This is a genomic window from Streptomyces sp. Isolate_45 (assembly GCF_024721315.2).
GTDB lineage: Bacteria > Actinomycetota > Actinomycetes > Streptomycetales > Streptomycetaceae > Streptomyces.
The window spans coordinates 1-26217 of sequence record NZ_JANFAK020000075.1; the positions used below are offsets into that span (position 1 = coordinate 1).

Below are 26217 nucleotides of genomic sequence, written 5' to 3' on the forward strand. Positions count from 1 at the left end.
CGGCGCCGCTTCGCCGCCGCGGCCGCCGTCCCGGCCGGCTTCGCCCTCCTGACCCTCGTCTGCGTGGCGTACCTCGCACGGCAGCTCACCGCCTGCGTCCTGACGCCGACCGACTTCGCCACCCTGCGGCCGGGCCAGCAGCGGGCGGAGATCGCCCGCGTGCTGCCCGCCCAGGAGTTCCGCTTCGTGCCGGACGCGGTGAGGGCCCGGCCGGCGCCGGAGGGCACGGTGTGTGTGTTCTACCGCTCGAACGGCAACCTCCTGGACCCCGCGGACGTGTACCGGCTCTGCTACGCGGGCTCCCGCCTGGTGGTCGCCGACGTGCTGCCCGGCTGAGCGTCGGGGTGGCCGGCCCGAGAGCCCGGACCGCCGGGGCGGGGGCGGGGCGACCGGGGCAGGGCCCCGGCCGGTGTGGTTTCCCCGGGTGGTGGCGGGTAGGCGCCCCTTCGCAGACCGCTGACCTCCCCCCGCTCCGGACGGGACGCGGGTCCCACAGCACCCGCGACGACGGCCGGGGCGGCCTATCCGCGACAGGAGCCCGCCATGACCCGCACGCCGTCCTCGCCCCGCACGCCGTCCGCGCCCGTACCCCGTCGCCCCGGCCCCGGACGCCGCTCCGCAATCCGCACCGGCTCCGGCGCCGGGCTCCACCGGGACCGGTGAGGCCGCGATGTCACCGCGACTGCTCCTCCTCGCAGGAGCCGCCTGTACCGCACTGCTCGCACCCGCCGCGGTTCCTGTGGCCGCCGCCGAAACGGTCGAGGCCCGCAGTACCGGAACGGCCGTGATGTCCATCCCCGCGATCGGCCTGTCCGGCCTCCCCGTCGTCCCGTACCAGGGCAGCCCCGACGACGCCCCGGGCACCCGGATCCAGGACCGCGGCCTGGCCGCCAGCCCCCACGGCCCCAACGGCGGGGCCGGTCCCGGCGAGGTCGGCAACTACATCGTCACCGGCCACCGGGTCGCCGCGGGCGGGCCACTGCGCGACCTGCCGTCGTTGCCGACGGGTTCCTCGGTGTTCATCACCGCTGACGGGGTCACCTACCAGTACACGATCACCACGACCCGGACCACCTCCTTCCGGCAGCCGGCGTCCATGGCGGCGCAGCGCGCCGCGGTTCCCGGCTCGCCCGGCGCCGTGCCCCTCCGGGCGATGATCACCGTCACCACCTGCCTCACTCCCGAGGACGACGCGGCGGGCAACTTCTGGCGCGACGCCCAGAACAATCCCGAGCACCGCCTCGACAAGATCGGCGTTCTCACCTCCACCAAGTCCTGAGCGCCCGCGGTCCGTCCGGTCCCGCTCCCATCCCGCGACGCACCGGCTCCGAACCCGGTCGGAGGAATCACCCCGAGGCGCCGTCACGCGGACGCGCCCGCGGTGTCCAACGACGTGTGGGCGACAGGAGACGGCGGGTGACGGCTGTGTGCGACCAAGGGCGGGAACGCCCCCCGACAGGGGTGTGGCCGGACGACCCCCTGCTCGCGGTCCGGGCCTCGGAGGGCGACGAGCAGGCCTTCGAGACCCTGGTCCGCAGGTACGGGCCCGCCATGCTGCGCCTCGCCGACCAACTCCTCGGCGACCGAACGGAAGCCGAGGACGCCGTCCAGGACGCGTTCCTCAACGCCTGGCGGAAGCTCCCCGAATTCCGCGGCGACTCCGCGTTCGGCACCTGGCTGCACCGGATCGTCACCAACCGCTGCTTGAACGTCCTGCGGTCCCGGCGGCCCGTCGCGGACCTCGCCGACGTTCCCGAGCCCGCCGCACCGGAGCACCAGTGCTCTCCGGGCCGCGCGGCCGAGTCCCAGGCCGCCGTCCGTGAACTCGGCAGGGCGATGGGGGCCCTCTCCCCGGAACAGCGCGCCTGCTGGGTGCTGCGCGAGGTCGAGGGAGTCCCGTACGAGACGATCGCGGAACTGGTGGGGATCAGCCAGGAGGCCGTACGCGCCAGGGTCTTCCGGGCACGGCGCTGTCTGACGGAGGCGATGGGCGCATGGCGATGAACGAATCCCCCGGACCCCGACACGACCCGGCGGACGACGAAGGGTTCCTGCCGTGCGGCCGGGACCTCGCCGATCTGTGGGAACGTCAGGACCCCGCCCCCCGCACCGTCGATGACCACCCCGACCCCGAAGCCGATCCCGATCCCGAAGCCGATCCCGACGCCCACCCGGACGGCTGCCCCCACTGCGCCGGCGCCCTGGCGGAACTGGCCCGTCTGCGGGCCGCCGTACGGCACGGCACCGCGGTGGCCGCAGCCGGCCGAGAGGCGGACGCCTCCCGGCTCGCGGCGAACGTCATGGATGTCGTACGCCTCGAACTGCGCCCCGGCCGAACGCTGGCCCTCGGGGACGAGGACGCCTGGATCCAGGAGGCCGTCGCCGCCCGTGCCTTCCGGTCGGCGGCCGAGCAGGTTCCGGAGGTCAGGGCGGGCAGCTGCAGGGTCGGCCCCGATGAGGGTACGGGCGCACGGACGCCCGCCCGGGTGCGGATCGAGGTCTCGATCGCCGTGGACCACGACCTCCGGGCCGCCGCGGACCGGATCCGCCGCGGCATCGCCGACGCGGCCCGGCACGACCTGGGCATGCCCCTCACATCCATCGACGTGGTCGTCACCGACCTCCACCACGCACTCCGGGAAGAGGCCCCGTGACGACGAGGGAGAACCCCGCCGAACAGGCCGCCACCCGGATCGCCGAGGCCGTCCTCGCGGTCCCCGGGGTGGCCTTCATGCGCCCGGGACTCGTGGACCTCCTGCGGTCCCACACCGTCACCCGGGCGGTGCTCGGCTCCCCGAAGGCCCGCCCCGGCACCGGCTCGGGTGTACGGATCACCCGCACACCCGGCGGGCACGGCACGGCCGTCGAGGTGTACGTGGTGCTCCGCCACGGACACCGGGCCCTCGACGTGACCCGGGCCGTCCGCGACGCGATCCACTCGGCACACCCGGCCGGGCCCCGCCCGATGCCGGTGCGGGTCACCGTCACCGGCATCGTGTGAGGGCGGACGGCGGAGTGCGTCGTCGGCGGGCGGCCCGGTTCAGCCGTCCCAGGCGGGCAGGTAGGCGCCGAGGAGGGCGAGCACCAGCACCCACGCGGCGAGCGTCACCGCGACCGCCCCCACGCGCGGCAGCAGTCGGCCGCCGTCCTCGGCCGCCCCGTCGGCCCTCCTCGGGGTCGGCACCCGCGCGCCGGACACGGCCGTGCCCGCCTCCTGCGAGCGCAGCCCCTCCGAGGGGACCCGTTCGGTGGACATGGCCTCCGTGAACCCCTCATCCGCCGGGCGGGAGGACTCGGGGATGCCCTGGGCCGGCGCGGCGCACCCGGGTGCGCTACGGGCGGGTGGAGTGGTGGGGCGGGGCCGGCCGTCGGCGTGCTGGGCGAGGCCCTGGAGGAAGCGCCGGTAGGCCTCGCGGCGCTTCCCCGTCGGCGTGCTGCGCCCCGACTCCCAGGAGCGGACCGTGGTCGGCCGCACGCCGAAGGCGAGGGCCACCTGCTGGGGCGTCAGACCCCACGCCTCACGGAGCCTGCGGCGTTCTCCGGGCTCGGGGAGGTGGGGGCGGTGGGTGGTCGGGCGGGCCGATTGCCGGGACAGCGTGTGCGAAGTCGTCATACCCGTAGGACAATCCTCCCGGTCGCCCGTGACGGGGGCCGCCACGGGTTCACCCGTATGCCGGACCGGCCCGAGACGCCGCAGGTAGGCGGCGGGAACACGTCCGATACGCCGAGCGGCAGCCGGCCGCCGGGCCGGCGGAGCGGATCGAGGCGGGGCCCGTCGGCAACGTCGGCGCGGAGCCCAGGCGCGTACGAGCCCCCGGGGGTGGAAGCGGCAGCCGCCGATCCCGGGCAGGTCATGCTCGAACGGCATCAACGGCATCCCGGGACGCACCCCTACCGCCAACGGACGCCACGAAGGCGGTGACGGCCAGTGCGAACCGGGTCGCAGCGGACGCAGTTTGCCCCGGGCCTCGCCGATCCCGCGCCTCCGCGCTGTCGGGCATTCGCGCCACCGCGCGCCTCCGGCCTCCGCGCGACCGCAAGTTTCCGGCCGGGCCGAGCGCCTGCCCTTCCCCGGCGGCGGTTTCGAGGCGGCCATGCCCGTGATGGCCGTGCACCACCGGCCGGATCCGCCGCCTGTGGGTCCGCGGGGCCGCGCCGCTCGGCACGCCGTCAGGTGGCCTTCACCCGGGACCCCGCCCCCACTCCGGAGCCGCGGCTGATCAACTCGTACGTGCCCGGGATCCGGGTGCGATGGAGCAGGCGCTCCACCCCGCTCCCCACCCTGCCGCAGGAGCCCGGCGTCCGCACGGTCCGGCCGGTGCCAGTCCCGCACGACTGCGGGGACGGCTTCCGCATCGCGGACCGGCGGACGCCTGCGGCCCGTCCGGACCCCGCCGTGGGGCGCACCGGTTCGACCTTCGCCCAGCTGCCCGCGCCGGTGGGGGAGCCGCTCGTGGAACGGCTCCGGGCGGACCTGAACCCCCGCACCCGGCAGGTGGACCACGGCCACCGGCTCCCGGTGGTGGAGGACACCCGGCACCGGGTAGCAGTCGGCCGGCGGTGGGTCCGCACCGCCGGCACGGAACGTCCCGGCTCAGCCGGAGGGCCGCTGCTGCGGTGGCGGGTCGTGCTCGGGCAGGAGCCCCAGGATGTCGAGGAGCGTGTGGAGGTCGGCGCGGTCGGTGGCGTGGGCGGCGACGGCCCTGCGGGCCGCCGCGCGGTCGCCCTTTCCGAACGGGGCGAGCAGGGCGGGGTCGTCACAGCCGAAGGGGTCTTTCATTCCGCTGATGCGACCAGGCTCCCGCTCGGTCCGCAGCCGGGCTTGCTCCACTTGGCCTCCGGTGCCGCCCGCGCGCGGGTCAGGTCGCCGCAGGGGTCAGGTGGCCGCACGGGTCAGGTCGTGCCGACAGGTTCCGCGGCGGTGAAGATCCGGTCCAGGTGGTGGTCGAGAAGGGCGACGGCCGATTCCGGGTCGCGCTGGCCGACGAGGATGCTGGTGCCCATCGTCGCGGTCATGGCCAGCAGGCTGACCGCCTCCGTGCGGGCGTCGGCGCGGGAATCGGCCAGGCCGTCGTCCTGCGCCTGCCGGATCAGGCCGGTCAGGGCGTTCTCGGCGGCGTCGGGGTTGGCGATGAAGGGCTGGGCGGCCAGCGCCTCGTCGGTCACCGAGAGGATCGCGTAGGAGCTGTAGAGGAGGTGGAACGTGCGGCTCTCCTCGTCGGTCGGGAGGGAGGCCAGCAGTAGCGCCTCCACGGTCGCCCGGGGCCCCGGGTCGGGGCCGACGGCGCCGAGGCGGGCGCCGACACGGGCGGTGAACCGCTCGGTCAGGTGCTGGAGCCCGTAGAACAGCAGGTTCTCCTTGGTCTGGAAGTAGTACTGCACGAGGCGGAGGGAGACGCCCGCCTCGGCGGCCACGTCGCGCATGCCGACGGCGTGCAACCCCTGACGACCGGCGACCCGGACGAGTGCCTCGGCGAGCAGGGTCCGGCGTTCCTCGTGGTCCACGCGCTTCGGCATGTTCGGTGTCTCCGCCCGTCGGTGCTGATCCGGGACCGGTGTCGGCCCCGGACGCTTCATGATACCGCCGTACCATCAATGTGGTACGTTCGTATCACGAAGAATCGATCTTCCCGGAGGTGCCCCGTGCCCGATACCACGACCCCGACCCGGCCGCGCCGCGACATCGGCCGCTACGTGAACGACACCTTGCGCGACCGGTACTTCGCCGCCTGCGACGCCCTCTACGCGCTCGGCGCCCCGACCCGCGCCGAGACGGACGTCGAGACGAGCTTCGGCACCACGCACGTCTACCGGTACGGTCCCACCGACCCCGCCGCCGAATCCCGTACGCCGATCGTCCTGATCCACGGCGCGGGCTACTGCAGTGCCATGTGGTACCCGAACACCCCCGGGCTCAGCGCGGAACGCCCCGTCTACGCGCTCGACACCCCGGGCGACGCGGGCCGCAGCCTCCACCGCGAGCCGATGTGGCAGCCGGAGCGTGCCGCGCAGTGGCTCGACGAGGCCCTCGACGCGCTCGGCCTCGACCGCGTCCACCTCGTGGGCTCCTCCTACGGCGGCTGGCTGGTCCTCAACCAGGCCCACCGCAGGCCCGGCCGGATCGCCTCCGTCACCGCCCTCGACCCCGGCGGCCTGGAGCGAGTGGGTCTGCGCTTCTTCGCCTGGGTCTTCGTGAGCCTCTTCGCCAGCTTCGCCCCCAAGGCGCTGCGGCCGCGCCTCGCCGCCTGGTTGGAGCAGCCGGTGCTCGTCGTTCCCGAACTCCGCACGTTCGTACAGACCGGCGCCCGGGCGTTCCGGATCCGCCGCCCGGCGCCGCTTCCGCTGGCCGAGGACGCGCTGGGCTCCATCCGCAACCCGCTCTACCTGATCATGGGCAAGCGCAGCCTGCTCGTGCACCCGCAGCGCCAGCTGGAGCGGGTCCCGCGGCTGATCCCCGGGGCTCGGGCCGAGATCATCGCGGCGACCGGGCACGGGCCCCAGATCGACCACCCCGACGTCGTCAACGCCCGGATGCTGGGCTTCATGGAGGACGTCGACTCCCGCGACCCGCACCCCGGCCGCGTCGACGGGTGACCCGTGCAGCGGGAAACCCGTCGGAGCGCATCCCCGGCACCGGCCCCCGGCGCACCCTCAGATGATGTGGATGCGCTCCAGGGCGCCGGCCGTGTCGCGGATCATCAGGTCGTTGCCCTTGGCCCGCTCGCGCTCGATGAAGCCGAGCAGCAGGACCGCCCGGTTGATGACGTCGGACTTGCTGACACCGCTCTCCGCCGTGAGTTCCGAGACGATGGTGACCGCCGGCGGGCACAGGGTCACCGAATAGCGCTCACTGTCGGGATGGGAGGGGAGCCGGTCCATGGTGTTGCCTTCCTGCGGGATGACCTGTGCACCAATACTGCACCGCAGGCGTGCATCGGCGCACCGCATTTACATCGAATCCGCGCGATGACATCAGCCCGCGCACGTGCGCCGCGACGTCGACCGGCCGCGCGAACTCGGCTGTCCCGTGGTCGCGTTCAAGGGCCCCGACGGCGGCTACCGGCTCGACGCCGGTGGCGAACTGCCGCCGCTGCCGTTCGACGACGAGCAGGCCGTCGCCCTCGCGGTCGCCCTCCGGAGCGCCCCACCGGTGGCGCGGCACCGAGGAAGCCGCGGCGCGAGCGCTGGCCACCGTCCGTCAGGTCATGCCCGCGCGACCGCGCCACCGCGGCCCCCGCAACCGCGGGAGGCCTTCGCCCGCCCGGCCCGCCGCCGCGCCGCCGCCGGGGAGCCCGGACCGACCGCACACCGGACCGACCGCACACCGGACCGGCCGCACACCGGACCGACCGCACACGGCAGCGGCCGGACGGAACCCACCCGACATGATCGGGCACAGGATGTCGGGTGCGGCCTCAGGTCGGATGCCTAGCGTGGTGATCGTAAGAAAGGAAGGTGACCGGGCGTGTTGGACCGACTCAACCAGGTCATGGAGCACATCGAGGACCACCTCGACCAGCCCGTCGACGTGGCCGAGCTGGCGCGCGGTGCGGCGACCTCGGAGTACCACCTGCGCCGGATGTTCTCCGCCCTGGCGGGGATGCCCCTGTCGGAGTACGTCCGGCGGCGGCGCCTGACCGTCGCCGGTGCCGAGGTGCTCGCCGGACGTGAACCGCTGCTGGACATCGCGGTCCGGTACGGATACGGCTCGGGGGAAGCGTTCGCGCGGGCGTTCCGCGCCGTGCACGACGTCGGCCCGGGTGAGGCCCGCCGCACCGGCACCGCACTGGTCTCCCAGGCCCGGCTCACCTTCCGCCTCACCGTCGAGGGGAGCAACAGCATGCGGTACCGCGTAGTGGACAGGCAGGCCTTCACCGTCGTGGGTTTCAAGGCACGGGTGCCACTGGTGCACACGGGCCCGAACCAGGCGATCATCGACTTCGTCCGGGGCATCGACCCGCGGCGCATGGGGCCGGTCGAAGCCCTCTCCGACCAGGAGCCGAAGGGCATCGTGGCGGTCTGTGACGATCTGGACCCGAGCCGTGCGGAGGGCACGGAGCTGGACTACTACCAGGGCGTGATCACATCGGCGCCCGCCCCGGAGGGAACCACCTCCCTGCCCGTGCCGGCGGGCACCTGGGCCGTGTTCACCACCTCCGGACCGGCGCCCCGAGCCATCCAGTACCTGTGGCGGGACGTGTTCACCCAGTGGTTCCCCTCCAACCCGTACCGCAGCCGGCCCGGCCCCGAGATCCTGCGCACGCACTTCTTCCCGGAGACGTCCGAAGCCGACGCCGAGCTGTGGCTCCCGGTGGAACGGGAACCAGGACGAACGGGGCCCGGCCCCGCAGCCGACCTCGCGGGGGACGGAGGGGAGTCAGCCCGCTGATCGGCGGGTAGTCGTCCTTCGAACGGATTCGGAACGGCCGGCGGTCAGGGGGTCGCGCACATGTCCCGGAGCAAGGTTCCCGACTACGTGACCGGCAGGCACGGACCGCACTGGACGCACTCCCTGCGCGCGGCGCAGCGGGCGGGCGCCGTGATCGTCGCCGACGATTCCGGCGAGCCCGTCCGCTACGCACGCGCGGACGGCGGCCCCGGCCGTTTCCGTCCCTGGATCGACGTCCACGGCACCCGTTACGACAGTCACGACGTCCACCCCGAGTGGTGACGCGCCGCGCAAGCCCGCGCCGCGCAAGCCCGCGCCGCGCAAGCACGGCCGCGCCGGGTCAGCGGTCCCGCGAGCGGTACGCACGCATCGCCAGGGGCATGAACACCGCCGCGATGCCCACGGCCCAGACCAGGGACCACATGATCGGACGGCCCGCGGGGGTCCCGAGCAGCAGTCCACGGAGGGCGTCCGACAGTTGCGTGACGGGGTTGACCTTCACCCATGCCTGGAGCCAGCCGGGCATCGTGTCGACCTGGGCGAAGGCGCTGCTGGTGAACGTGATCGGGAAGATGAAGGTGAACGCGTAGACCTGCACCTTCTCCGGGTCGCCCGCCATCATTCCGATGAGGACCGCCGTCCACGAGACGGCGGCGGCGAACACCAGCAGCAGCAGTGCCCCGCCGAGGAACCCCGCGAAGCCCCCGGTGACTTGGAAGCCGAGCAGCACGCCCAGGACGATCATCAGGACCATGGCCCACAACTGTTTGACCAGGTCGGCCGTTATCCGCCCGAACAGCGGCGCCGACCGCGCGATGGGCAGACTGCGCAACCGGTCGAAGACGCCCTTCGTCAGGTCCGTGTTCAGGGACATCGCGGTGTAGGTGCTCATGAAGAGGGTGTTCTGGACGATGATGCCCGCGAGCGCGTACTGGAGGTAGTCCTGCGGGGATCCCGCCATCTGCCCACCGAAGACGTAGGTGAACAGGAACACGAACATGATCGGCGTGATGCTGTAGTCGACGAGTTCCAAGGGGTTGTGCTTCACCGAGACCAGGCTGCGCCACGCCATGGTGGCGGTCTGCCGCACGGCGGCCAGGGGGTGCACCCGGCCGGCCTCGCCCGTGCCCCGGGCGATCGTCCCACTGGTCATGACGGGCTACCGGTCCTCATGTGCGTCCCGTCGGGGTTCGCGCCGGTGCCATGCGCACGGACACCCTCCGTGCCGCCGTCGCGGGGGGCCGCGTCCGGTGGCGGACCGCCCGGCTCCGCGCGATGGCCGGTCAGGACCATGAACACCTCGTCGAGCGAGGAACGTCGAAGGGTGAGCTCCCCGACCTCGATACCGGCCCGGTCCAGCCGGCGCACGACCGCCGGCATCAGAGCCGGGTCGGTGACGGGCACCGTGATCCCATCGCCCTCGATCTTGGTCTGGGGCCCGGCCTGCTCGCTGATCAGTGTGTGGGCCGCGCCCAGATCGGCCGCCCGCGCCGGACGCAGTTCCAGCACCTGACCGCCGACCTGCGACTTCAGCTCGTCCGGGGTGCCGTCGGCGATCACCGTTCCCTTGTCGATCACCACGATGTGGTCGGCGAGCCGGTCGGCCTCGTCAAGGTACTGGGTGGTCAACAGGGTCGTCATGCCCTCGGCGACCAGAATCCGCAGCATGTCCCAGACCTCGCCGCGGCTGTGCGGGTCGAGACCGGTGGTGGGCTCGTCGAGGAAGAGGACCTGCGGCCTCCCGACGAGGCTGGCCGCGAGGTCGAGGCGGCGCCGCATTCCTCCCGAGTAGGTCTTCGCGGCCCGCCCCGCCGCGTCGGTCAGATGGAACCGGTCGAGCAGCTCGGCGGCGCGGGCCCGGGCGTCCCCGCGCGGCATGCCGAGCAGTCGGCCGATCATGAGCAGGTTCTCCGTGCCGGTCAGGTTCTCGTCCACGGCGGCGTACTGGCCGGTGAGCCCGATCAGGGACCGCACCCGGCCCGCCTCCCGCACCACGTCGTACCCGCCGACCTCGGCGCGCCCCGAGTCCGGCAGGAGGAGCGTGGCGAAGACGCGGACCGCCGTCGTCTTGCCGGCGCCGTTGGGACCCAGCAGGCCGCACACCGTCCCTGCCGGAACCTCAAGATCGATTCCGGTGAGGGCGCGCGTCTCCTTGAACCGCTTGGCCAGGCCCTCGGCCCGGATCGCGTGCCTCATGGGACCACCTGATTTCCCCGTGGGAAGCGCCGACAGTTCCTCCCACTGTGACCCATGCCACCGACAGTGCGCCTCCCGCGGCCCGGTCCCGGGCCCTCAGGCCCGCGACCGGCGTCGCAGCGCGGTGTGCGCGAGGCAGCCCGCCGCCGCGCCGACCACGTACCAGAACAGGTCGGGCGCGTTGAAGGTGGAACCGAGTACGAGGCGGGCCACGGCACTGCGCCGGGACAACTCCGCCGGCAGCGGGCCGAGCTGTAGGAACTCGACCGCCCAGCTCGCTGCCAGGGCCACCGCGGCAGCCCGCAGGGGCGTCACCCGCGGGGCGGCCAGGACGACGAGGGTGAGCAGGAGGACGGTGTACAGCGCGTCCCCGCCGTACTTCGGGACGTTCCCGGCGGCCACGGCCCTGAGCGCCAGGCCCGCACCGACGGTGAGCAGCGCGGCCAGGGCGGCGGCCGCACGGATCCGGGTCGGGTCGGTGGCGGGGCGGTCGAGGCTCGCGGACGTGGAGATCACGGGATCATCCTGCCGGACGGCCGCGCGCCCGCCGCGCGCGGCCCGGCAGGGGAGCGCCCGGTCCGGGTCGCCCCGGTCAGTGCCGGCCCCTCCACCGGGCGAGGAGTTCGCCGGGAGTCCGGGGCGAGGGGTTCCGCTCGGCCGGCCACTCCTCCTGCGGTGTGAGCGCGACGCTCGGCATGAGGTAGCGCATGCCGTCCTTCTCCAACACGCACAGGGGCTCGCCGCCCGGGACGTCGGGGCGTTCGAGACGGACCAGGAACCCCTGCGGTCGGCCGGCGCCCGCGATCTCGCCCCGCAGGACGGTGGCCTCCGAGCGGCTCGTCCGCCCCGAGGACACCGTCTTTCCGTCGACGAGGACCTCGGCGTGACGGTGCCGGAGGTCCCGGACGACGGTGATCGAGTGTCCGTCCTGGTCCAGGTGGAAACGGTGACGGTCCGCCACGACGACCTCCCGGGAGCTGTGCCTGGCACCAGCCTAGGCCCCGTCGTCCAACTCCCGTCGTCGCCCGGCCGTCAGCCTCGCGGCGTCCCGGCGCCCACCCGTACTCGCCGTCCCCAGGGCCATTGAGTACGTGTACTCAGGCGTGGCGGGCGCGGCCCGGTCACGATGGTGATCACCACGCACGGCGGCGTCGCCCGTCCCCGCGCCGCGATTCCCGAGGAGAAACATGCGTTTCCTGCGCACGTTCGTACGTCTGACCTTCTGCAACCCGCTCTCCGGCCCCTACCTCGGACTCGGGTGCCTCCTCCTGCTCGTCGGCGCCGGGGACGACGGGAACCCGGCGGCGGGCCTGTTCGCGCTCCTGCTGACCGCGCCGACCGGAGCCGTCCTCATCGGAACCGTCAACTCCGCGGGCTCGGGAGCGCAAGGAGACGCGGCGATCTGGATCGTCCTCGCGGTCTCTTACCTCTTCCAGGCGTTCCTGCTCGGTCTCCTGGCGCGGGCCGTGCGCCGCGGCCTCACCCGCGGGCGGGGCGGCTCGGCCGACGGTGACCTGCCCGTCATTCACTGAGCGGGGCGGAAGGACGCGGGCGGCGCGAGCGGCGACGGGTTCAGTAGCGCACCGCCCTGGCGGTCTCGGCCTGCGCCGTGCCGGCCAGCTTGTGGGTGCTGCGGGCGGAACCCTGCCCCGTGCCGTTGCCCGCGACGTCGGACACGGTCACCACGACCGTGTCGAGCCGGTTGCCGCTCTCGTCCTTGTAGTCGACCTGCACCGCGAACGACTTCTTCGAGGCGTCGGTGTTCTTCACCGTGACGGGGACGACGGTGTATCCCTGGCCATCGGTCGCCACCGTGCCCAGCGTCACCTCGTCCTTCGCTTCCACACCGTTCTTGATCTCCGCGAACTTGTCCTGGGCCACGGCCGCCGCGGACGTCGCCGCGTCCGCGGCGGCGGACGCCGCGGAGGACACCTTCGCTCCGGCCGACTGCACGGCCGACGCCGCCTTCGACGCGGCGTCCGACGCGGAGCCCGTCCCGTCGGAGCAGCCCGCCGTACCGCAAACCGCCATCACGATCACCGCACCCGCTGCCAGACCACGCCTCACCACGACCACCAGCCTCTCCACGACGCTCTTCCTGGCGCCCATCCAACGTCTCCCCGTGCCCGCACCCGGGCCGACCCGGCAACGCAACCGGGTGAACGCCCGACCGGTTGCCGACGGGCAGACGGTCGGGCGTGGTCTCACCCGCCGTTGGTGGGAGCGGCGCCCGGGTCCGGGTCGCGCCACATGGGCCACAGGGTCGGCCCGTCGTCCGGCAGCCGGATCTCGGCCGTGACGCGGAAGCCGAGCCCTTCGTAGAAGGGGACGTTGGTCGACTTGCTCGACTCCAGGTAGGCGGGCTGCCCGAGCCGGTCGCAGTCGGCGAGCTGCTGGCGGACCAGGGCGGAACCGACGCCCGCGCCCTGGACGGCCGGGTCGGTTCCCAGGGTCGGCAGGTACCAGTGCGGGGTGTCCGGGTGGGCTTCGTGCATCGTGTTCTGGACCTCCGCGGCACGCCGAAGCCCACCCGGCCCGAAGACGCGTACGTACGACGGCATGGCGGCCAGTTCCCGGACCGCGGTGCTGCTCCAGCGTCCCGGCGCCGACCACAGCGCGGCCCCCAGCAGCAGCCCGTCACCGGTCGCGGCCACCCGGACCCCACCGGTACGCGGCCGTGGCTGTCGTTGGGCGAGCTTGAAGTAGCGGGCGATCCTGCGCTCCCGGTCGGACGGGCCGGGGAGCATCCACACCATGACGGGGTCGTCGGCGAAGGCGCGGGCGAGCAGCGTCGCGACCGCGCCCGCCTCGGCCCGCCCGGCGCACCTGATGCCGTACCCGGCGGACAGCAGCGCTGTGCGTGCGTTCATGGGGCCACCGTAGGGAGCACGCCCGGTCGCCCCGGGCCGTGCGCGCAGGGACACGCCGGGCGGGGCCCCCAACGCGCGCCTCGGAGCGTCCAGCGGAAGCAACGGCGCGCGACGTACCTACCCGTCCGCCGGACGGCCGGGGCAGAATCCATGGTGTGATCATCACCGCGCGCGAACTGAACCGGGCGACCCTGAGCCGCCAACTGCTGCTCCGACGCGAACCGTTGACCGTCCCCGAGGGGGTGCGGCGGGTGGTGGCGCTCCAGGCACAGGACCCGGCCTCGCCGTACCTGGCCCTGTGGAACCGGCTCACCGACTTCACGCCGGCCGAGCTCGACGGCGCGTTCACCGCCCGGTCGGTGGTCAAGGCGACCCTGATGCGGATCACCCTGCACGCCGTGCACGCAGAGGACTACCCGGCGTTCCGCGCGGCGATGCGGCCCACCCTCCACGCGTCCCGGCTCGGCTCCCGGTTCGCCGAAGCGGGCCTGACCCCGGCGGACGCCGAAGAACTGCTCCCCGAACTGCTGGACTTCGCCCGTCGGCCACGTACCTCGGCGGAGATGCGGGCCTGGACCGAGGAGCGGCTCGGCGCGGCGAAGCGGGACGGGGCGTGGTGGGGGCTCAAGGGGTACGCACCGCTGCACCACGCCCCGACGGGAGCCACCTGGTCCTTCGGCCCCCGCCCGTCGTTCGTCGCGGCCGGAGCGGATCCCGATGTCGATCCCGATGTCGATCCCGAAGCCGAAGCCGAAGCCGAAGCCGAAGCCGAAGCCGAAGCCGCCGTGTCCGTGCCGGTGAGGCGGGAGGCGGAGCCCGGAGCGTTGCGCGCCCTGATCCTGCGCTACCTGGCGGGGTTCGGACCCGCGTCGGCCGCGGACGTGGCGCAGTTCGCCACGGTACGGCGGACGTCCGTGCACGCGGCGCTCCGCGACCTGGACGGCCTCGTCGAGCCGCTCCGGGGGCCGGCCGGCGAGACGCTGTTCGACCTCCCGGGCGCCTCCCGTCCGCCCGCCGACACGCCTGCGCCGGCCCGGCTCATGGCCATGTGGGACAGCACTCTGTTGGCCTACGCCGACCGCAGCCGGGTGATACCCCCCGCCTACCGCCCGCTGGTGATCCGGCGCAACGGCGACGTACTACCGACCCTGCTGGTGGACGGCCAGGTCGCCGGGGTGTGGCGTCCGGTGGACGGCCACGTCGAGGCCACGGCCTTCCACCCCCTGTCGGCCGCCGACTGGGACGGACTCGCCGAGGAGGCCCGCTCCCTGACGGCCCTCCTCGCCGGCCGCGAGACGGCCGTCTACCGCCGCTACCACCACTGGTGGTCGAAGCTTCCCGAGGCGGAGACGCGAATCCTCAGGCCGTAGTCGGGCGGTCAGTGCTGTGGTGAGGCCGCCGGCGTCGAAGTCCCCTCGAAGTCGCGGCAGTCCACCTCGCGTCGCCCGGCCGGGAACAAGCGGACGGCCGACGGGGCCGCGCGGGCACCGTGGCGCACAATGGTGGTCCCATCGGCCGGTGCGGTACGGGACGCGGGACCCCGCGCGGCCACGTCCGGCGAAACCCGGAGGTGAATCACCCACCATGACCGGAGCACTCCCCGACATCGAGGAACTGGCCGCGACCGTCCGCGCCGTCGCCGCCGGCCGGGGTCGAGCCGTCCTGCTCGGCATCGACGGCCCCGGCGCGTCCGGCAAGAGCACCCTGGCCGCGCTGCTCGCCGACAGGCTCGGCCCGGCGGCCGTCGTCCACATCGACGACTTCCACCTCCCCTCGGCCGAACGCCGTCGCGTCGACCCCGTGGCCGTCGCCGCCCACTTCGACCTGCGGCGGCTCCACGAGCAGGTGCTACGCCCGGCCGCCGAGGGCGCGGCCGTGCGGTACCAGCACTACGACTGGGACCAGGACCGCCTCGCCGGGTGGACGTCGCTCCCGCCCGGGACCCCGCTCGTCGTGGAGGGCGTCCACGCCCTCCACGCGGACCTGCGCCACCTCTACACCTACCGGGTGTTCTGCGACGCGCCCCGGGAGCTGCGCCTGAGCCGGGGACTCGAACGGGACGGGGAGGAGGCCCGTTCGCTGTGGGTCGACGAATGGATGCCGGCCGAGGACCGCTACCTGGCCGCCCACACCCCGCACCGCCACGCGGACATCGTCCTCGGCACCACATCGGACCCTGCCCCGTAGGACACCGACACCGGCCGGCGGAGGCGTCCGGGGCTCGCTGCGCCCACCTCGGCTCCGGAACGCCGCAGGGGCAGTCGACGCGGTGTCGACTGCCCCTGCCCTACTGCTTCCGCTCTACTGCTGCTCCTGTTCCACTGCTGCGGAACCGCCGGCAGGTCTCGCGCTGCCGGCGCGGCATCAGTTGGTGGCGAAGTGCCCGAACTCCGCCCACTCCTTCTCGCCCTCGGCCGCGCACGTCGAGGTGTAGGCGGGGCCGAACGCGGCCGGCACGGCGGCGGCCGACGAACAGGTGGACGCGAAGCTCTTGTGCCCGCCGGAGAAGTACTCGCTCTCGACGCCGTCGTTCGCAAGGGCAGCGCCGGCGCCACCCAGCAGGATGCCCGCGGCCAGGACGGAGGCGGTGAGGGCAGAGCGCATACGCATGATTTCTCCCAGGAGGATCTTTGGATGACGCGCCAGGAATGGTGCGCGTCGGCCGGTTCAACGTCACGGAAAGTCACGGGAAACGGCACTTCACTCCAATGGCCCGCAGCGTTCCTGACAGCGCCTGAGCCGTTCGTGTCCTCCCCGCTCCCGACGGGCCGGCGGCCGCCGGATCAGTCCCGCAGCAGCAGCACCACGGCGGCCAGTACGACGGCCAGCGCGAGGGCGAGGATGCCGTAGGACACCCGGTGGTGACGGAGCACCGGCAGGAACCGGTCCAGGGCGAAACGGCCCGGTCCTGTGAGGGCGAGGGTGACGGCGGCGGCCGTGATCAGGGCCTCGAACTCGACCCCCTCCATGCCGACCACGTCGCCGGTCCACTTGATGGTGATGGCGTTGATCATGATGCCGACGACGGCGGCTGCCGACAGGGGGGTCAGCAGACCGAGGACGAGTCCCAGACCGCCAAGGGTCTCGGTCAGGCCCGCGATCGCGGCCATGGTTTCGCCGGCCGGGTACCCGGCCTTCTTGAAGAACATGCCCGTGCCCTTGACGCCGGGGCCGTCGAACCACCGGAACAGCTTCTGGGTTCCGTGGACGAACATGATCGCGCCGAGCACGAGGCGCAGGACGGGCAGGCCGACGTCGTACGGAGTGGTGGTGTTGCCGGTTCCGGCGAGAGGGGCGGCGGGGTAGGTGGTCGTGGCCATCGTGGCCCTTTCTGTCGGGGGAGTGGTGCCAGCCGTGCCCACAGTGACGAAAGATCGCCTGAAATGCCCGGTACGGGGATGTGCGAGTCGTCGCCCGCCCCCGGCGGCCCCCACCCACCGACCGCCCCCACCCCGGCCGCCTTACCCCCGAGCCCTCACAGGGACGGCCGCGAACCGCCCCGGCGGCGGCGGATGCTCACCGCGGCCGCCGCCGCCAGCAGCAGGCCGAGCGTGCCGGGCAGGACCAGGGCGCCCGGTGCGCCGGTGAGGGAGACCAGTGCGACGAGGGGCAGGCCCGCGACGAGGACCGCGGGCGCCGTGCGCAGCCGGGCGAAGGCCGGCCGCCCCGCCAGCAGCAGCCCGGCCGCCACCGGTACGGCCGCGCGCAGCCCGTCCAGCGGGTACGGCAGCTGCCACCGCGCCGACGCGACGGCCAGCACCGCGGTGACGGCCAGCGCACCGGCGACCGTGGTCGCCGTGCGCAGGCGCGGGGTCGGTCGCAGATCTGGCGGGCAGAGCGCGGGCAGCAGCGCCAGCAGGAGAACCGGCCCGCTGCTGACGGCCGCGAACTCCAGGCCCATGCCCGGCCGGAACGCCTGCGCGGCGAAGGTGGCGGCGGTGCCGGCCAGTGCGGTCCACGCCCCGAGGCCCCATCGCCCGGTCAGGGCCAGCAAGGCACCCACGAGAGCCGCGACGGCGCCCGGTCCCCACAGGGCGGTGAGGTCCACCTGCCCGACCGGGCCACCCATGGTGAAGGCGGCGATCACCAATCTGGTGGAGGACAGCGCGTGCACACCGACCGCGAGCACCGCGAACGGAGCCACGGCCGCCAGGAACCGCCCGGCGCGCCCCGCCGAGCCCAGGCCGAGCCGCATGCGCAGCGCGTGTCCGGCGACGTCGCCGGCCTCGCGCAACCGTGCCGTCCGGCCCGCACCCTCGATGGCCTCACGGTAGGCGTGGGCGATCTCCTCGCCGAACTCCCGCCGGTATCCGGCCGGGTACAGCCTGACCAGCGCGGTCACGCGGTCACCGCCGAACCGAGCCCGTCGCGGCCGCCCAGTCCGCCCAGCCCCAGACGTCGGGTCGCCTCCTCGGCGGTGCGCGCGATCCGGGCCGCCTCCGCGGCCAGGACCTCGCGCCCGCGCGGCGCCAACGCGTAGCTGCGCCGCCTGCGCCCGTCGACGACCTCCTCCTCGTGGACGGCGATGAGTTCCTGTTCGAGGAGCCGCTCCAGGGCCCCGTACAGGGTTCCCGTGCGCATCTTCGTGCGGCCCTCCGAGATCTTCTCGACCTCCTGGGCGATGGCGTACCCGTGGCGTGGCGCGTCGGCGATCGCGGTGAGGATCAGCAAGGTCGGTTCGCGCAATGGTTGTTCGTTCACGATGATCACGATAGCTCGGTCACCGACATATGTCGATGGCCGAGCTATCGTGATGTCCGGCCCGCGTCCGAGGCCGAGTCGCGGCGACCGGCCTCAGCGGCGGGTGTCCACCACCGCGAGGAGTTTGCCGCTCATCGGGCTGCGGTCCAGGGAAACGCCGTCGACCGCCTCGACCAGCAGGTCCAACAACCCCTCCGACACGGCCGACCGGAGCTCCGGGTACCCGGCCAGGAACACCTCCCGCAGGCGCACCGGATCCGTGGACCCGCTCCGCTCCGCCCGCACGGTCAGCCGCTCCCGTGCGCCCCCGCCGTCGAGCCGGATCTGCAACTCCCCCCGGTGGGAGCCCTGTTCCTCGGCCAGCGCGAGGAAGCGGCGGTGGTTGAGGAAGTGCGTCGCCACCCGCATCACGTCACCGGTGCGCCCCCTCAGCTCGAAGCGCGGTGCGTGCCGGCCGCAGGGGCAGCGGCCCGGAACCTCCCGACCGAGGTCGCCTATCAGGTACCGGCCCAGGTTCTGGCCGCGCCGGGCGTGCGTGGTGAACACCAACCGGCCCGTCTCGCCCGGAGCGACCGGCCGGTCCTCGGCGAGGTCCACGACCTCCATCGTGTGGAGGTCCGCGTGCAGGTGGTGGACGCCCCCGGAACTCTCGGCGCACTGGTAGCCCAGCGGGCCGAGGTCGGTGCTCCCGTACGTGATCGAGCGGACGGTCTCGATCCCGAACCTCGCCGCCAGCGTGCGCCGTTGCTCCGGCGTGAAGTGCTCGCCGCCGTAGAAGACCTTGCGCAGGCCCCCGTACGCGCGCAGCGCCTCCTCCTCCGCATGCAGCAACTGCCACAGGTAGGAGGGCATCCCGAACAGGGTGTCGGCCCCGTGCTCGACGAGCGCCCGCGCCGTCTCCCGGTGGTCCGGCCCCGCCGACAGCGGCAGTTGGACCCCGCCCAGCCGTTCCAGGACGGAGAAGAAGCTGATGAAGCTGCCGTACATCCCGCCGCAGTAGAACAGGTTGGCCGTACGGTCCCCGACCGGGTCGTAACCGGCGGCGAGCAGGCCGCGGGCGGCGGCGTGCATCTGGGTGTCGTAGTCGTCGTAGCTGAACACCGACAGGGCGGGCGCGCCGGTGCTGCCACCGCTGCGGAAGTACAGCTCGGCGTCGACGCGCGCCGGCTTCCGGGCCGGCTCCCGCACGTCCTCCTTGCCCACCAGCGGGCCCGCGGGCGGCGGCAGGACGACCGGCCCGGCCAGGTCGTCCAGGCAGGCGGTAGTGGCGAAGCGGACCGGGTCGGCCCGGACGGCGACGCGACGGCTGTAGCGCTGCAGGGCGTACACGCCGTCGTGCGGCTCGCCCGCGTAACTCTCCAACATGGAGCCGACCGGTGTGACGCGGGTGACGCCCGCCGCCAGGACGGTGCGCGACAACTCGGCGATGTCGGTCACGGAGCCGGCGAGGCCCGCCGTCTGCAGGTAGCGCCGCATCGGGCGCAGCGTGGCGATGAGCCGTTCGCGGGGCAGCGGTTTGACCCACACGCTGCGGTGCAGCGGGGAGGCGGTGAGCGGGGACCGGGTGTCGGCCATGACCCGCCACGAACCGTCCGGGGCGGCGAACACCTTGGTAAGGCCGAGGTGTTCCTCCAACCGGGCCACCAACTCGGTGGTGGTCGTCTCCGCCTCCGCGGCGGGATCCGGCCCACCCGCCGCCGGAACGGTCACGGCGGGCGGCCGGGCCGCGAGGACCGCGGCGAACCGCTCCGCGAACGCGAAGACCTCGCCCTCGTCCGCCGTGTCGAGGTAGACCACCTGCGGGCTGGAACAGGCCTGCTGCTCGTGCAGGCACACGTCGTCCGCGAGGGCGTCGAGCGTCCCGGCGTCCGACCGGGCGGCACCCGCCAGGTAGGCGAACGAGATCCGGTGCCCCCACTCCACCAGCCGGCAGCCGGCCGGTACGTGCGCCGCCACTCCCTCGACGGCGTCCTCCCCGCCCCACACGGCGACCGCGTCCGCGGGCGCGCACATCAGGCGCAGCCACTCCTGCCGGGAGGACGGGAAGCGCAGGACGACGATCCGCGCCGCGACCGCACCGCCGGGGTCCATGGCGGCGAGCTCGGCCATCAGGTGCTGGGTCAGCAGGGTGTCGCCGCCGCTCGTCCTGAGGACGTTGACGTTCCCGGCGAGCAGGCCCTCGACGATGCTCAGCGGCGCCACCGTCACGGCGTTGCCCGGGGCGATGTGGGCGACCATGCCGACCGGCGCCCACGCCTCGTACACGGACTCGCGCGGATCGGCCCGGTTCAGCCGGCCGGGAGAGGCGCCGCCGAGCTCCCGGCGCAACTTGCGGGTCAGCTCGCGCCGGCCGAGGAGGGCGCCGAGCTCCGCCAGCACCGACGGGTCCTCCCCGGCGGGCAGGTGCGCGGCGAGCCGGGCGCGCACCGGGTGGCCCGGATCGCGCAGGGCGGTGGAGAGGGCGTCGCAGGCGGCCAGGACGGTCTCGGTCTCCAACACCGAGGACAGCGCCGCCTCGACGGCCGCCGGCAGGTCGGCGAGCCGGCGCCGGGCCTCCGCGTCGTGGATGAAGGAGCCCTGCCAGAAGTGGGGCGCGATCCCGTCCGGGCTCGTGGAACCGTCCGTGTTCGTGGTCCCGGAGGCGGTCTCGGTTTCGTTCTCGGCCATGGTCACGCCATTCCCTTCATCAGTTCCGCCGCGGCCACCGCGCAGCTCCGGTTGCGGCTCACCCCGGCACGGCCGTGGACGGTGAACCAGGGGGTCTCCAACTCGCAACCGCAGGCGTCGCCGGGCCGGAGGGACGCGAGGTCGCCCATGACCACGCTCTGCGCCGGTACCGATGTGATGTACGGCGACACCAGGTGCAGGTAGCCGGGCTCCCCGTACGGCAGGGGTTCCAGCGTGCGGGTGGAACGGATCGTCACCCGCGACCAGACGGGGGCGTGCAGCCGGTGGTGGTCGCACTCGACGTACGGGACGCAGTGCTCCACCGACCCGAAGGTGTCCCGGATCCGCTCCGCCGGGATGCCGAGCTGCTCGGTGACGCGGGCGTACAGCTCCTCCTTGCCGACGCGCCGGTCGGCGTGGCCCTTCCAACCGCCGCCGAGGACGACCAGGGAGCCCTCGGGCAGGCGCAACGGGGGCAACCCCATGGCCCGCATCCGCTCCAGGGTGAAGAAGAGGAAGGCGGGGAAGCCGAGGACGCGCACCGGGGCGTCCTCCCGCTCGAAGCGCCGCAGCGCGGCGATGCAGCCGAACGGGTCGAACTCGTGGTCACCGCCGGTGTTGCGCAGGGCGTACGCGACACTGCGCGCCGGGGCGAAGTCGCACAGGTAGTTGTCGGTGAAGGCGGTCCCGAGGTTCAGCGAGGGCGCCGGTTCGTAGCTGTACAGAAGGTAGTTGACCTCCTGGTCAGGAGTGATCCAGCCGTTGCGCTCGAAGATCCGGGCGACCATGCGCTGCGCGGAGCGGATGGTCCAGTGGTCGAAGAACATTTGCGACTTCTGGCCGGTGGTCCCGGAGGACGTCAGATGGAGCTCGACGTCCTCGCGCGGGACGGAGAGCACCTCGTGCCGCTTGAAGAAGTTCGCGTGGACGAGCGGCGCGCGGTACGGCTCCGCCGGGGGAGTGGCCTCGTACACGGAGCGGAAGAACGGGGAGCGCTCGGCGTGCCAGGCATTGGTCTCGGCCATGGCGGCGGCGAACAGCTCGTCCTCCGCGCGCCCGTGGGCGTACGGATCGGTCAGGTCGCACAGCCGTTGCACGTGCGGCAGAAGGGCCGGGTCGGGTACGGAGACCGGCGAGAGATGGGGGTTCACGGGGCAACCTCGGATGGTGTGGGCAGGTGTGCCGACGCCCAGGCCGACACGTAGCAGTCCAGATAGGGCTGGAGGGGCGGTTCGACGGCGACGCCGCGGAAGTCGATCCGCTCGCCGGAACGGGACAGGACGGCGTAGTCGTGGAAGCCGTCGCCGTCCGCGCGCATCGCCGGGTAGAGGGCGCCGGCCACGAACCCCTGGGACAGGAACGCCGAGAGGGCCTCCTGGTGCGCGAGCGGCACCAGGGCCTCGATGTAGCCGGCTCCCGCGCGGGCCAGGGCCCGCGTGACGGGTTCCAGGTATCCGGCCGCGGCGGCCGGGTCGGGGTGGACGGTCAGCAGGGAGCAGTACCCGCCGGCCCGGTTGAGGTAGGCGTACACCTCGAACCGGCCGTCCTCCGGGGTGAGCAGCACGTTCGGCGTGTGCAGCGGGTAGAACCAGCCTTCGGAGCCGGGGAACCGCTCCCGGAACCGGCGGCGTACGAAGGCCGGTGCCTCGACCATCTCCAGCCGCTCGACGGCCCCTTGCGGCGCGGGTGCCGCAAGCGGGACGGCGGAGGCACGGACCCCCGGGTAGCGGATGCCGAGGGCGGCCTCGGAGGTGCGGAGCAAGGGCAGCAGTGGGGCGGGCACTTCGGCGACCGGGATCCTGCGGTCGAGCACCCCGGCGGAGTGACGCGCGTAGAGCGCGAGGCTCTCGCGACTGCGGAGGTCCACCGCGTTGGGCAGGATGCCCAGCGGTCGGAACCCGTTGCGTGCGACGACACGTTGCGGACCGGCGCTGACGGTGCGCACGGTCGCGTACACCGAGTCCAACCGACCCGTGTCCAGCATCCCGGCGCAGAGGGCCTCGGTGAGGGCGGCGGCCAGGCCCGCCGAGCGGTGCCCGGGATGGACCGCGATGCCCTCCAGGCGGCCGATGCGACTGCCCGCCTCGCCGTGAACGGCGGCGGACGCGGTCAGGGCCCCCGTACGGGGGCACCGGCCGACGAGCCACAGGGAGTGCGGGTCCGCCATGAGCCGGGCCATCTCGACCGGGTCCGTACCGAGGGCGACGGGGTAGTGCGGCCCGTAGACGGCGTAGTAGAGCTGGCGCAGTTCGGCGATGTCCGCCGGGCCTGCCGGGGCGATGAGGGGATTCACCGAGCGCCTCCGACGGCTTCCGCGTCGAGGCCGGCCGACGGCGTACGGAGCGTCGGTAGGGCCAGCGCGCAGGCGGCGGGAAGCAGCCCGAGGCCCTGCACCAGGCACAGCGTCCGAGGGGAGAGGAGGTCGCCGGCGAAACCGAACAGCAGGGAGGCCAAAGGCAGCGAAGCACCGAGGACGGCCTGCATCACGGCGAAGAAGCCGGGCTTGTCCGCCGCCGGCACCAGCCGCTGGAACAGGGCGACGAAGCGGACGCTCACGGCCCCCGCACACCAACCGGCGACGGCCAGGCACCCCGCGACGACCGGGCGTTGCGCGACCAGTCCGGGCAGCGCCAGCGCGACGGCCATCAGCCCCAGGCAGTAGGCGCCGGCGACCGTGGGCCGTCCCGGCAGGCGGGCACCGGTGACGGCGCCGAGCAGCGCACCGGCGCCGAGCGAGGCCTCCAGCAGGGCGACCGTCTCGCCACCGCCCCCCAGGACCGAACGGGTGTAGAGGGGGATCACGACGAACACTGCGGTGGTGAAGAGGTTCGCCGCGGTGAAGCAGATCAGGATCCGGCGTACCTGGGGGAGGTCGGCGAGGATGCGGCGCAGCGTACGCCGGCGGGGCGCGGCCGGCGCGGCGCCGGCCGGGGCACCCTCGCTGCCGTCGCTGCCGTCGCTGCCGTCGTTGTCGCCTTTGGAGTCGCTCGCCGTGTTGATCGTGGGGGCACCGCGGAAGCGGGCGCCGGCGATGAGCAGGGCGGCGCCGAGCTGGGCGACCGCACAGCCGGCCGCCAGGCCGGCCACGCCCGCCGATTCGACCGTCAGGGCACCGAGCAGCGCCCCGCCGAGACCGGCCAGGGACTGGGTCGACAGCTCGAATCCGGTGGCGGTCTCGATGTCGGCGTCGTCGACGAGTTCGGGGACCGAGGTGGTCAGGCAGGGGTCGAAGAATGCCTGACAGGTGGCCAGGGCGAGCGCGGCGGCGTACACGGCGGCGAGCGGCGGCCCGGCGAGGTGGGCCCACAGCGCGAGGGCCCCGGATACGGCTCCGGCCAGGACCGCGACGGTCCGCAGGACGGAACGGTGCGGGAAGCGGGCGACGGCCGCGGCCACGACGGGCGCCAGAGCGACGGCCGGCAGCGTGCAGGCCGCCATGAACAGCCCGGAGGCCAGGCCGGGGGCGTCGCGTACCGCGTGGGAGACGATCCACCAGGACACGCCGACCTGGAACATGCGGGCGGCGGCCTGGGTGAGGACCTGGCCGAGCCAGACGGCGCCGAAGGAACGGTTCCGCAGGACCAGCGGAGCGCGCCGCGCCGCGGCCCCGTTCGCGGCTCCCTCGGTAGGACCGGCCCCGGCTCCCGGTCCGGGAGCGGTCGCGGTGCCGGGTGCGGGCACGGGCGGGGCGCTCACGCGGTCGGCCTCTCGTCCAGGACCCGGACGAGCTTGCCCGACCGGGGATTGACGGAGAGGTCGCGGTGGCGTGCCCACTCCACGGACAGGGGGTGCACGAACCCGGCGCGCACGCTGTCCGGGTACAGCGGCCGTGCGGTCTCCAGCTCCTTGACGACGGCCCTGGCCAGGGCGTCCCGCCCGCCGGACGCCTCACCGGACGCCTCGCCCGGCGCCGTGGCCAGCCGCAGGACGAGGCCGTCGCGGCCGTCCCAGCGGCGGACGACGAGCTGCACACCGACCACGCGCCCCCCGGTGTCCGCCGCCGCGACGGCTGCCCGGGCGTCCTGGGTGTGGAGGGACACGGGACCCACCCGCACGCCCTCCTCGGCGCGGCCGAGGATGCGGAAGTGGCCGGGACCGGTGCCGGTCCATTCGGCGCGGTCACCTGCGGGGTAGCGGATGATCGGCATGAGCCGGCGGAAGAGGCTGGTGACGACCACCCGGCCGGGCCGGCCCGGTTCGGTGACGGGCTCACCGGTGGAATCGTCGAGGATCTCCACGATGGAGTAGGGGGTGAAAGCCCGGTGCACCCGGGCGTCGGCGCCGGGGACGGGCCGGCCGAGGAGACCGGCGTCGACGCTCGCGTACCCGACGGAACGGGCGTCGGCGCCGGGGAACGCGGCTGCCAGCAGGCGGCGTTGGTCGTCGAAGAGGGCCTCACCGCCGAAGAGGAGGAGTTCCACCGAGTCGAGCCGGACTCCGGCCGCGACGACCTGTTCGGCGAGCCGGCACAGGGTGGTGGGCGTGCCGGTCAGTACCTGGGCGCTGAGGTCCCGCAGCGTGGGGATCGTCGATTCCAGGGGCGCGCCGCCCCCGATCGGCAGGCGCACGTTGTCCACGGGCGCGTGGGCCAGCGAGTCGAGGACGAAGAGGAAGCTCGCGTACAACTCCCCGGCGTAGAAAAGGTCGGCGACGCGGTGCCCGGGGCGCAGGCCCGTGTCGACGAGTCCCTGGCCGAAGGAGGTGACGAACGTGCGCCACTCGTCCCGGGTGTAGACGGAGAACTTGGGCGACCCGGTGGTTCCGCCGGTCTTGTAGACCGTCGCCTCGCTGAGGGGGCCGGTCAACACCCTGCTGTCGGGGAGGGAGTTGGCGGCCCAGAAGTCGTTCTGATCGATGACCGGCAGGTCGTCGAGGCGCTCGACGCGGGGAGGGAGGGACGCGTAAAGCTCCCGGTAGAACGGTGAGTTGTGACGGGCGAAACGTATGAGGTCCGAGAGTTGCAGGGCGGACATGGGCCTTTGCCTAGGTGACGTGGATGTGACGATGACGGGTACGGGGGACCCCCCGGAGCCCCCGCCTCCGCGACGCGCGTCGGGAACTGACGTGCGGTCACGATGATGAAACATCGTCACTCCTGTCACCAAACTGACCAAAGATTTCCGGCCACTGTGGCGTGAGGCCTCAATTCTTTCGGAATCGCCCGGCGGTGAGGTCCGCTTCGACATGCCCCGCGCGTCCCCGGGCGCCCTCCGCGCACAGGGGCGGGGGCCGCCGCCGCGCCCAGTACGTCCTGCAAACGGTCCGCGTCCCGACCGGGCGGGGATCCGGGACGGCGGTGCACGCGGCTGAACCGGGACGGGATGTCGCACCCCACGGCGTGGCCGGAACTCGGGCACCGACCGGGGCGACAATGAACCCATGTGGTCACGACTG

General features: G+C 73.6%; 29 protein-coding genes and 2 pseudogenes. 12 read left to right on the top strand and 19 right to left on the bottom strand.

Features of this window, described 5'->3' with window-relative positions:
* From NOD94_RS23065 to NOD94_RS23085, 5 genes and pseudogenes are all read left to right on the top strand, one after another.
* A pseudogene (locus NOD94_RS23065) lies at nt 1–336 on the top strand (histidine kinase); the annotation flags it as partial.
* Nucleotides 337–670: 334 nt separating this feature from the next.
* On the top strand, nt 671–1279 hold the full coding sequence (locus tag NOD94_RS23070) for a sortase (protein WP_281207963.1): 609 nt from the start codon (nt 671–673) through the stop codon (nt 1277–1279).
* Nucleotides 1280–1416: 137 nt separating this feature from the next.
* Nucleotides 1417–2004, top strand: a complete 588-nt coding sequence (locus NOD94_RS23075) for a sigma-70 family RNA polymerase sigma factor (RefSeq protein ID WP_281207964.1) — start codon at nt 1417–1419, stop codon at nt 2002–2004.
* Nucleotides 1995–2654 (top strand): hypothetical protein, encoded by a 660-nt coding sequence (locus NOD94_RS23080; RefSeq protein ID WP_281207965.1) that lies wholly within the window; start codon nt 1995–1997, stop codon nt 2652–2654. Before NOD94_RS23075 ends, NOD94_RS23080 begins: the two co-directional genes overlap by 10 nt.
* Nucleotides 2651–3001 carry an Asp23/Gls24 family envelope stress response protein gene (locus NOD94_RS23085; RefSeq protein ID WP_281207966.1) on the top strand — a complete coding sequence of 117 codons (351 nt, stop codon included), beginning with the start codon at nt 2651–2653 and terminating at the stop codon, nt 2999–3001. The genes NOD94_RS23080 and NOD94_RS23085 overlap by 4 nt, the downstream gene beginning before the upstream one ends.
* Before the next feature lie 39 nt (nt 3002–3040).
* Here the strand turns inward: NOD94_RS23085 and NOD94_RS23090 are convergent, their stop codons facing one another.
* The 3 genes from NOD94_RS23090 to NOD94_RS23100 all read right to left on the bottom strand — a co-directional run bounded on the left by NOD94_RS23090 (nt 3041) and on the right by NOD94_RS23100 (nt 5517).
* Entirely contained in the window at nt 3041–3613 is a 573-nt protein-coding gene (locus NOD94_RS23090; protein ID WP_281207967.1) for a helix-turn-helix transcriptional regulator, read from the bottom strand.
* A gap of 981 nt (nt 3614–4594) precedes the next feature.
* Nucleotides 4595–4780, bottom strand: coding sequence for a hypothetical protein (locus tag NOD94_RS23095; protein WP_281207968.1), 186 nt, complete (start codon nt 4778–4780; stop codon nt 4595–4597).
* Between the two features lie 113 nt (nt 4781–4893).
* A complete protein-coding gene (locus NOD94_RS23100) occupies nt 4894–5517 on the bottom strand; it encodes a TetR/AcrR family transcriptional regulator (RefSeq protein ID WP_281207969.1) in 624 nt (207 codons plus the stop codon).
* Between the two features lie 126 nt (nt 5518–5643).
* On the opposite strand from NOD94_RS23100, the gene NOD94_RS23105 reads away from it, so the two are divergent.
* Entirely contained in the window at nt 5644–6594 is a 951-nt protein-coding gene (locus NOD94_RS23105) for an alpha/beta fold hydrolase (protein ID WP_281207970.1), read from the top strand.
* A 57-nt stretch (nt 6595–6651) separates the two neighbouring features.
* Here the strand turns inward: NOD94_RS23105 and NOD94_RS23110 are convergent, their stop codons facing one another.
* Nucleotides 6652–6879, bottom strand: coding sequence for a hypothetical protein (locus NOD94_RS23110; RefSeq protein ID WP_281207971.1), 228 nt, complete (start codon nt 6877–6879; stop codon nt 6652–6654).
* 106 nt (nt 6880–6985) lie between these two features.
* On the opposite strand from NOD94_RS23110, the pseudogene NOD94_RS23115 reads away from it, so the two are divergent.
* From NOD94_RS23115 to NOD94_RS23125, 3 genes and pseudogenes are all read left to right on the top strand, one after another.
* Nucleotides 6986–7229 (top strand): annotated as a pseudogene (locus NOD94_RS23115) (transcriptional regulator); the annotation flags it as partial.
* A 236-nt stretch (nt 7230–7465) separates the two neighbouring features.
* Nucleotides 7466–8389, top strand: coding sequence for an AraC family transcriptional regulator (locus NOD94_RS23120; RefSeq protein WP_281207972.1), 924 nt, complete (start codon nt 7466–7468; stop codon nt 8387–8389).
* A 60-nt stretch (nt 8390–8449) separates the two neighbouring features.
* Nucleotides 8450–8671 (top strand): hypothetical protein, encoded by a 222-nt coding sequence (locus NOD94_RS23125; protein ID WP_281207973.1) that lies wholly within the window; start codon nt 8450–8452, stop codon nt 8669–8671.
* Between the two features lie 58 nt (nt 8672–8729).
* Here the strand turns inward: NOD94_RS23125 and NOD94_RS23130 are convergent, their stop codons facing one another.
* The 4 genes from NOD94_RS23130 to NOD94_RS23145 form a co-directional block, all read right to left on the bottom strand.
* Nucleotides 8730–9542 carry an ABC transporter permease gene (locus tag NOD94_RS23130; protein WP_281207974.1) on the bottom strand — a complete coding sequence of 271 codons (813 nt, stop codon included), beginning with the start codon at nt 9540–9542 and terminating at the stop codon, nt 8730–8732.
* On the bottom strand, nt 9539–10585 hold the full coding sequence (locus NOD94_RS23135) for an ATP-binding cassette domain-containing protein (protein ID WP_281207975.1): 1047 nt from the start codon (nt 10583–10585) through the stop codon (nt 9539–9541). The genes NOD94_RS23130 and NOD94_RS23135 overlap by 4 nt, the downstream gene beginning before the upstream one ends.
* A gap of 96 nt (nt 10586–10681) precedes the next feature.
* Nucleotides 10682–11098, bottom strand: a complete 417-nt coding sequence (locus NOD94_RS23140) for a DUF2809 domain-containing protein (RefSeq protein ID WP_281208000.1) — start codon at nt 11096–11098, stop codon at nt 10682–10684.
* 79 nt (nt 11099–11177) lie between these two features.
* Nucleotides 11178–11546, bottom strand: a complete 369-nt coding sequence (locus NOD94_RS23145) for a hypothetical protein (protein ID WP_281207976.1) — start codon at nt 11544–11546, stop codon at nt 11178–11180.
* 226 nt (nt 11547–11772) lie between these two features.
* Between NOD94_RS23145 and NOD94_RS23150 the strand changes: the two genes are divergently transcribed.
* On the top strand, nt 11773–12117 hold the full coding sequence (locus NOD94_RS23150; protein WP_281207977.1) for a hypothetical protein: 345 nt from the start codon (nt 11773–11775) through the stop codon (nt 12115–12117).
* A 40-nt stretch (nt 12118–12157) separates the two neighbouring features.
* On the opposite strand, the gene NOD94_RS23155 is transcribed toward NOD94_RS23150, so the two are convergent.
* Together NOD94_RS23155 and NOD94_RS23160 are read right to left on the bottom strand one after the other, a co-directional pair.
* On the bottom strand, nt 12158–12694 hold the full coding sequence (locus NOD94_RS23155; RefSeq protein ID WP_281207978.1) for a hypothetical protein: 537 nt from the start codon (nt 12692–12694) through the stop codon (nt 12158–12160).
* A gap of 95 nt (nt 12695–12789) precedes the next feature.
* Nucleotides 12790–13455, bottom strand: a complete 666-nt coding sequence (locus NOD94_RS23160) for a GNAT family N-acetyltransferase (RefSeq protein WP_281207979.1) — start codon at nt 13453–13455, stop codon at nt 12790–12792.
* A gap of 155 nt (nt 13456–13610) precedes the next feature.
* Here NOD94_RS23160 and NOD94_RS23165 point away from each other — a divergent pair, with 155 nt between their 5' ends.
* A complete protein-coding gene (locus tag NOD94_RS23165; protein WP_281207980.1) occupies nt 13611–14825 on the top strand; it encodes a winged helix DNA-binding domain-containing protein in 1215 nt (404 codons plus the stop codon).
* Nucleotides 14826–15039: 214 nt separating this feature from the next.
* On the top strand, nt 15040–15642 hold the full coding sequence (locus NOD94_RS23170) for a uridine kinase (protein ID WP_281207981.1): 603 nt from the start codon (nt 15040–15042) through the stop codon (nt 15640–15642).
* Between the two features lie 177 nt (nt 15643–15819).
* Here the strand turns inward: NOD94_RS23170 and NOD94_RS23175 are convergent, their stop codons facing one another.
* The 9 genes from NOD94_RS23175 to NOD94_RS23215 form a co-directional block, all read right to left on the bottom strand.
* Nucleotides 15820–16065 carry a hypothetical protein gene (locus NOD94_RS23175; RefSeq protein WP_281207982.1) on the bottom strand — a complete coding sequence of 82 codons (246 nt, stop codon included), beginning with the start codon at nt 16063–16065 and terminating at the stop codon, nt 15820–15822.
* Between the two features lie 173 nt (nt 16066–16238).
* On the bottom strand, nt 16239–16775 hold the full coding sequence (locus tag NOD94_RS23180) for a DoxX family protein (protein ID WP_281207983.1): 537 nt from the start codon (nt 16773–16775) through the stop codon (nt 16239–16241).
* Between the two features lie 155 nt (nt 16776–16930).
* A complete protein-coding gene (locus tag NOD94_RS23185) occupies nt 16931–17797 on the bottom strand; it encodes a hypothetical protein (RefSeq protein ID WP_281207984.1) in 867 nt (288 codons plus the stop codon).
* Nucleotides 17794–18156 carry a PadR family transcriptional regulator gene (locus NOD94_RS23190; protein ID WP_281207985.1) on the bottom strand — a complete coding sequence of 121 codons (363 nt, stop codon included), beginning with the start codon at nt 18154–18156 and terminating at the stop codon, nt 17794–17796. Before NOD94_RS23190 ends, NOD94_RS23185 begins: the two co-directional genes overlap by 4 nt.
* 93 nt (nt 18157–18249) lie before the next feature.
* Complete coding sequence (locus NOD94_RS23195; RefSeq protein ID WP_281207986.1) at nt 18250–20823, bottom strand: acyl-CoA reductase; 2574 nt, start codon at nt 20821–20823, stop codon at nt 18250–18252.
* Nucleotides 20824–20825: 2 nt separating this feature from the next.
* Nucleotides 20826–21974 carry an acyl-protein synthase gene (locus NOD94_RS23200; RefSeq protein WP_281207987.1) on the bottom strand — a complete coding sequence of 383 codons (1149 nt, stop codon included), beginning with the start codon at nt 21972–21974 and terminating at the stop codon, nt 20826–20828.
* Entirely contained in the window at nt 21971–23116 is a 1146-nt protein-coding gene (locus tag NOD94_RS23205) for a GNAT family N-acetyltransferase (RefSeq protein WP_281207988.1), read from the bottom strand. Before NOD94_RS23205 ends, NOD94_RS23200 begins: the two co-directional genes overlap by 4 nt.
* Nucleotides 23113–24519, bottom strand: a complete 1407-nt coding sequence (locus tag NOD94_RS23210) for an MFS transporter (RefSeq protein ID WP_281207989.1) — start codon at nt 24517–24519, stop codon at nt 23113–23115. Before NOD94_RS23210 ends, NOD94_RS23205 begins: the two co-directional genes overlap by 4 nt.
* Nucleotides 24516–25796, bottom strand: a complete 1281-nt coding sequence (locus NOD94_RS23215) for an AMP-binding protein (protein ID WP_281207990.1) — start codon at nt 25794–25796, stop codon at nt 24516–24518. The genes NOD94_RS23210 and NOD94_RS23215 overlap by 4 nt, the downstream gene beginning before the upstream one ends.
* Between the last annotated feature and the right edge of the window lie 421 nt (nt 25797–26217).

Coding starts and splice junctions, on each gene's coding strand:
- NOD94_RS23070 (WP_281207963.1), top strand. CDS start 671: ATGTCACCGCGACTGCTCCTCCTCGCAGGAGCCGCCTGTACCGCACTG.
- NOD94_RS23080 (WP_281207965.1), top strand. CDS start 1,995: ATGGCGATGAACGAATCCCCCGGACCCCGACACGACCCGGCGGACGAC.
- NOD94_RS23090 (WP_281207967.1), bottom strand. CDS start 3,613: ATGACGACTTCGCACACGCTGTCCCGGCAATCGGCCCGCCCGACCACC.
- NOD94_RS23095 (WP_281207968.1), bottom strand. CDS start 4,780: ATGAAAGACCCCTTCGGCTGTGACGACCCCGCCCTGCTCGCCCCGTTC.
- NOD94_RS23100 (WP_281207969.1), bottom strand. CDS start 5,517: ATGCCGAAGCGCGTGGACCACGAGGAACGCCGGACCCTGCTCGCCGAG.
- NOD94_RS23110 (WP_281207971.1), bottom strand. CDS start 6,879: ATGGACCGGCTCCCCTCCCATCCCGACAGTGAGCGCTATTCGGTGACC.
- NOD94_RS23125 (WP_281207973.1), top strand. CDS start 8,450: ATGTCCCGGAGCAAGGTTCCCGACTACGTGACCGGCAGGCACGGACCG.
- NOD94_RS23130 (WP_281207974.1), bottom strand. CDS start 9,542: ATGACCAGTGGGACGATCGCCCGGGGCACGGGCGAGGCCGGCCGGGTG.
- NOD94_RS23135 (WP_281207975.1), bottom strand. CDS start 10,585: ATGAGGCACGCGATCCGGGCCGAGGGCCTGGCCAAGCGGTTCAAGGAG.
- NOD94_RS23150 (WP_281207977.1), top strand. CDS start 11,773: ATGCGTTTCCTGCGCACGTTCGTACGTCTGACCTTCTGCAACCCGCTC.
- NOD94_RS23155 (WP_281207978.1), bottom strand. CDS start 12,694: ATGGGCGCCAGGAAGAGCGTCGTGGAGAGGCTGGTGGTCGTGGTGAGG.
- NOD94_RS23160 (WP_281207979.1), bottom strand. CDS start 13,455: ATGAACGCACGCACAGCGCTGCTGTCCGCCGGGTACGGCATCAGGTGC.
- NOD94_RS23170 (WP_281207981.1), top strand. CDS start 15,040: ATGACCGGAGCACTCCCCGACATCGAGGAACTGGCCGCGACCGTCCGC.
- NOD94_RS23175 (WP_281207982.1), bottom strand. CDS start 16,065: ATGCGTATGCGCTCTGCCCTCACCGCCTCCGTCCTGGCCGCGGGCATC.
- NOD94_RS23180 (WP_281207983.1), bottom strand. CDS start 16,775: ATGGCCACGACCACCTACCCCGCCGCCCCTCTCGCCGGAACCGGCAAC.
- NOD94_RS23195 (WP_281207986.1), bottom strand. CDS start 20,823: ATGGCCGAGAACGAAACCGAGACCGCCTCCGGGACCACGAACACGGAC.
- NOD94_RS23215 (WP_281207990.1), bottom strand. CDS start 25,796: ATGTCCGCCCTGCAACTCTCGGACCTCATACGTTTCGCCCGTCACAAC.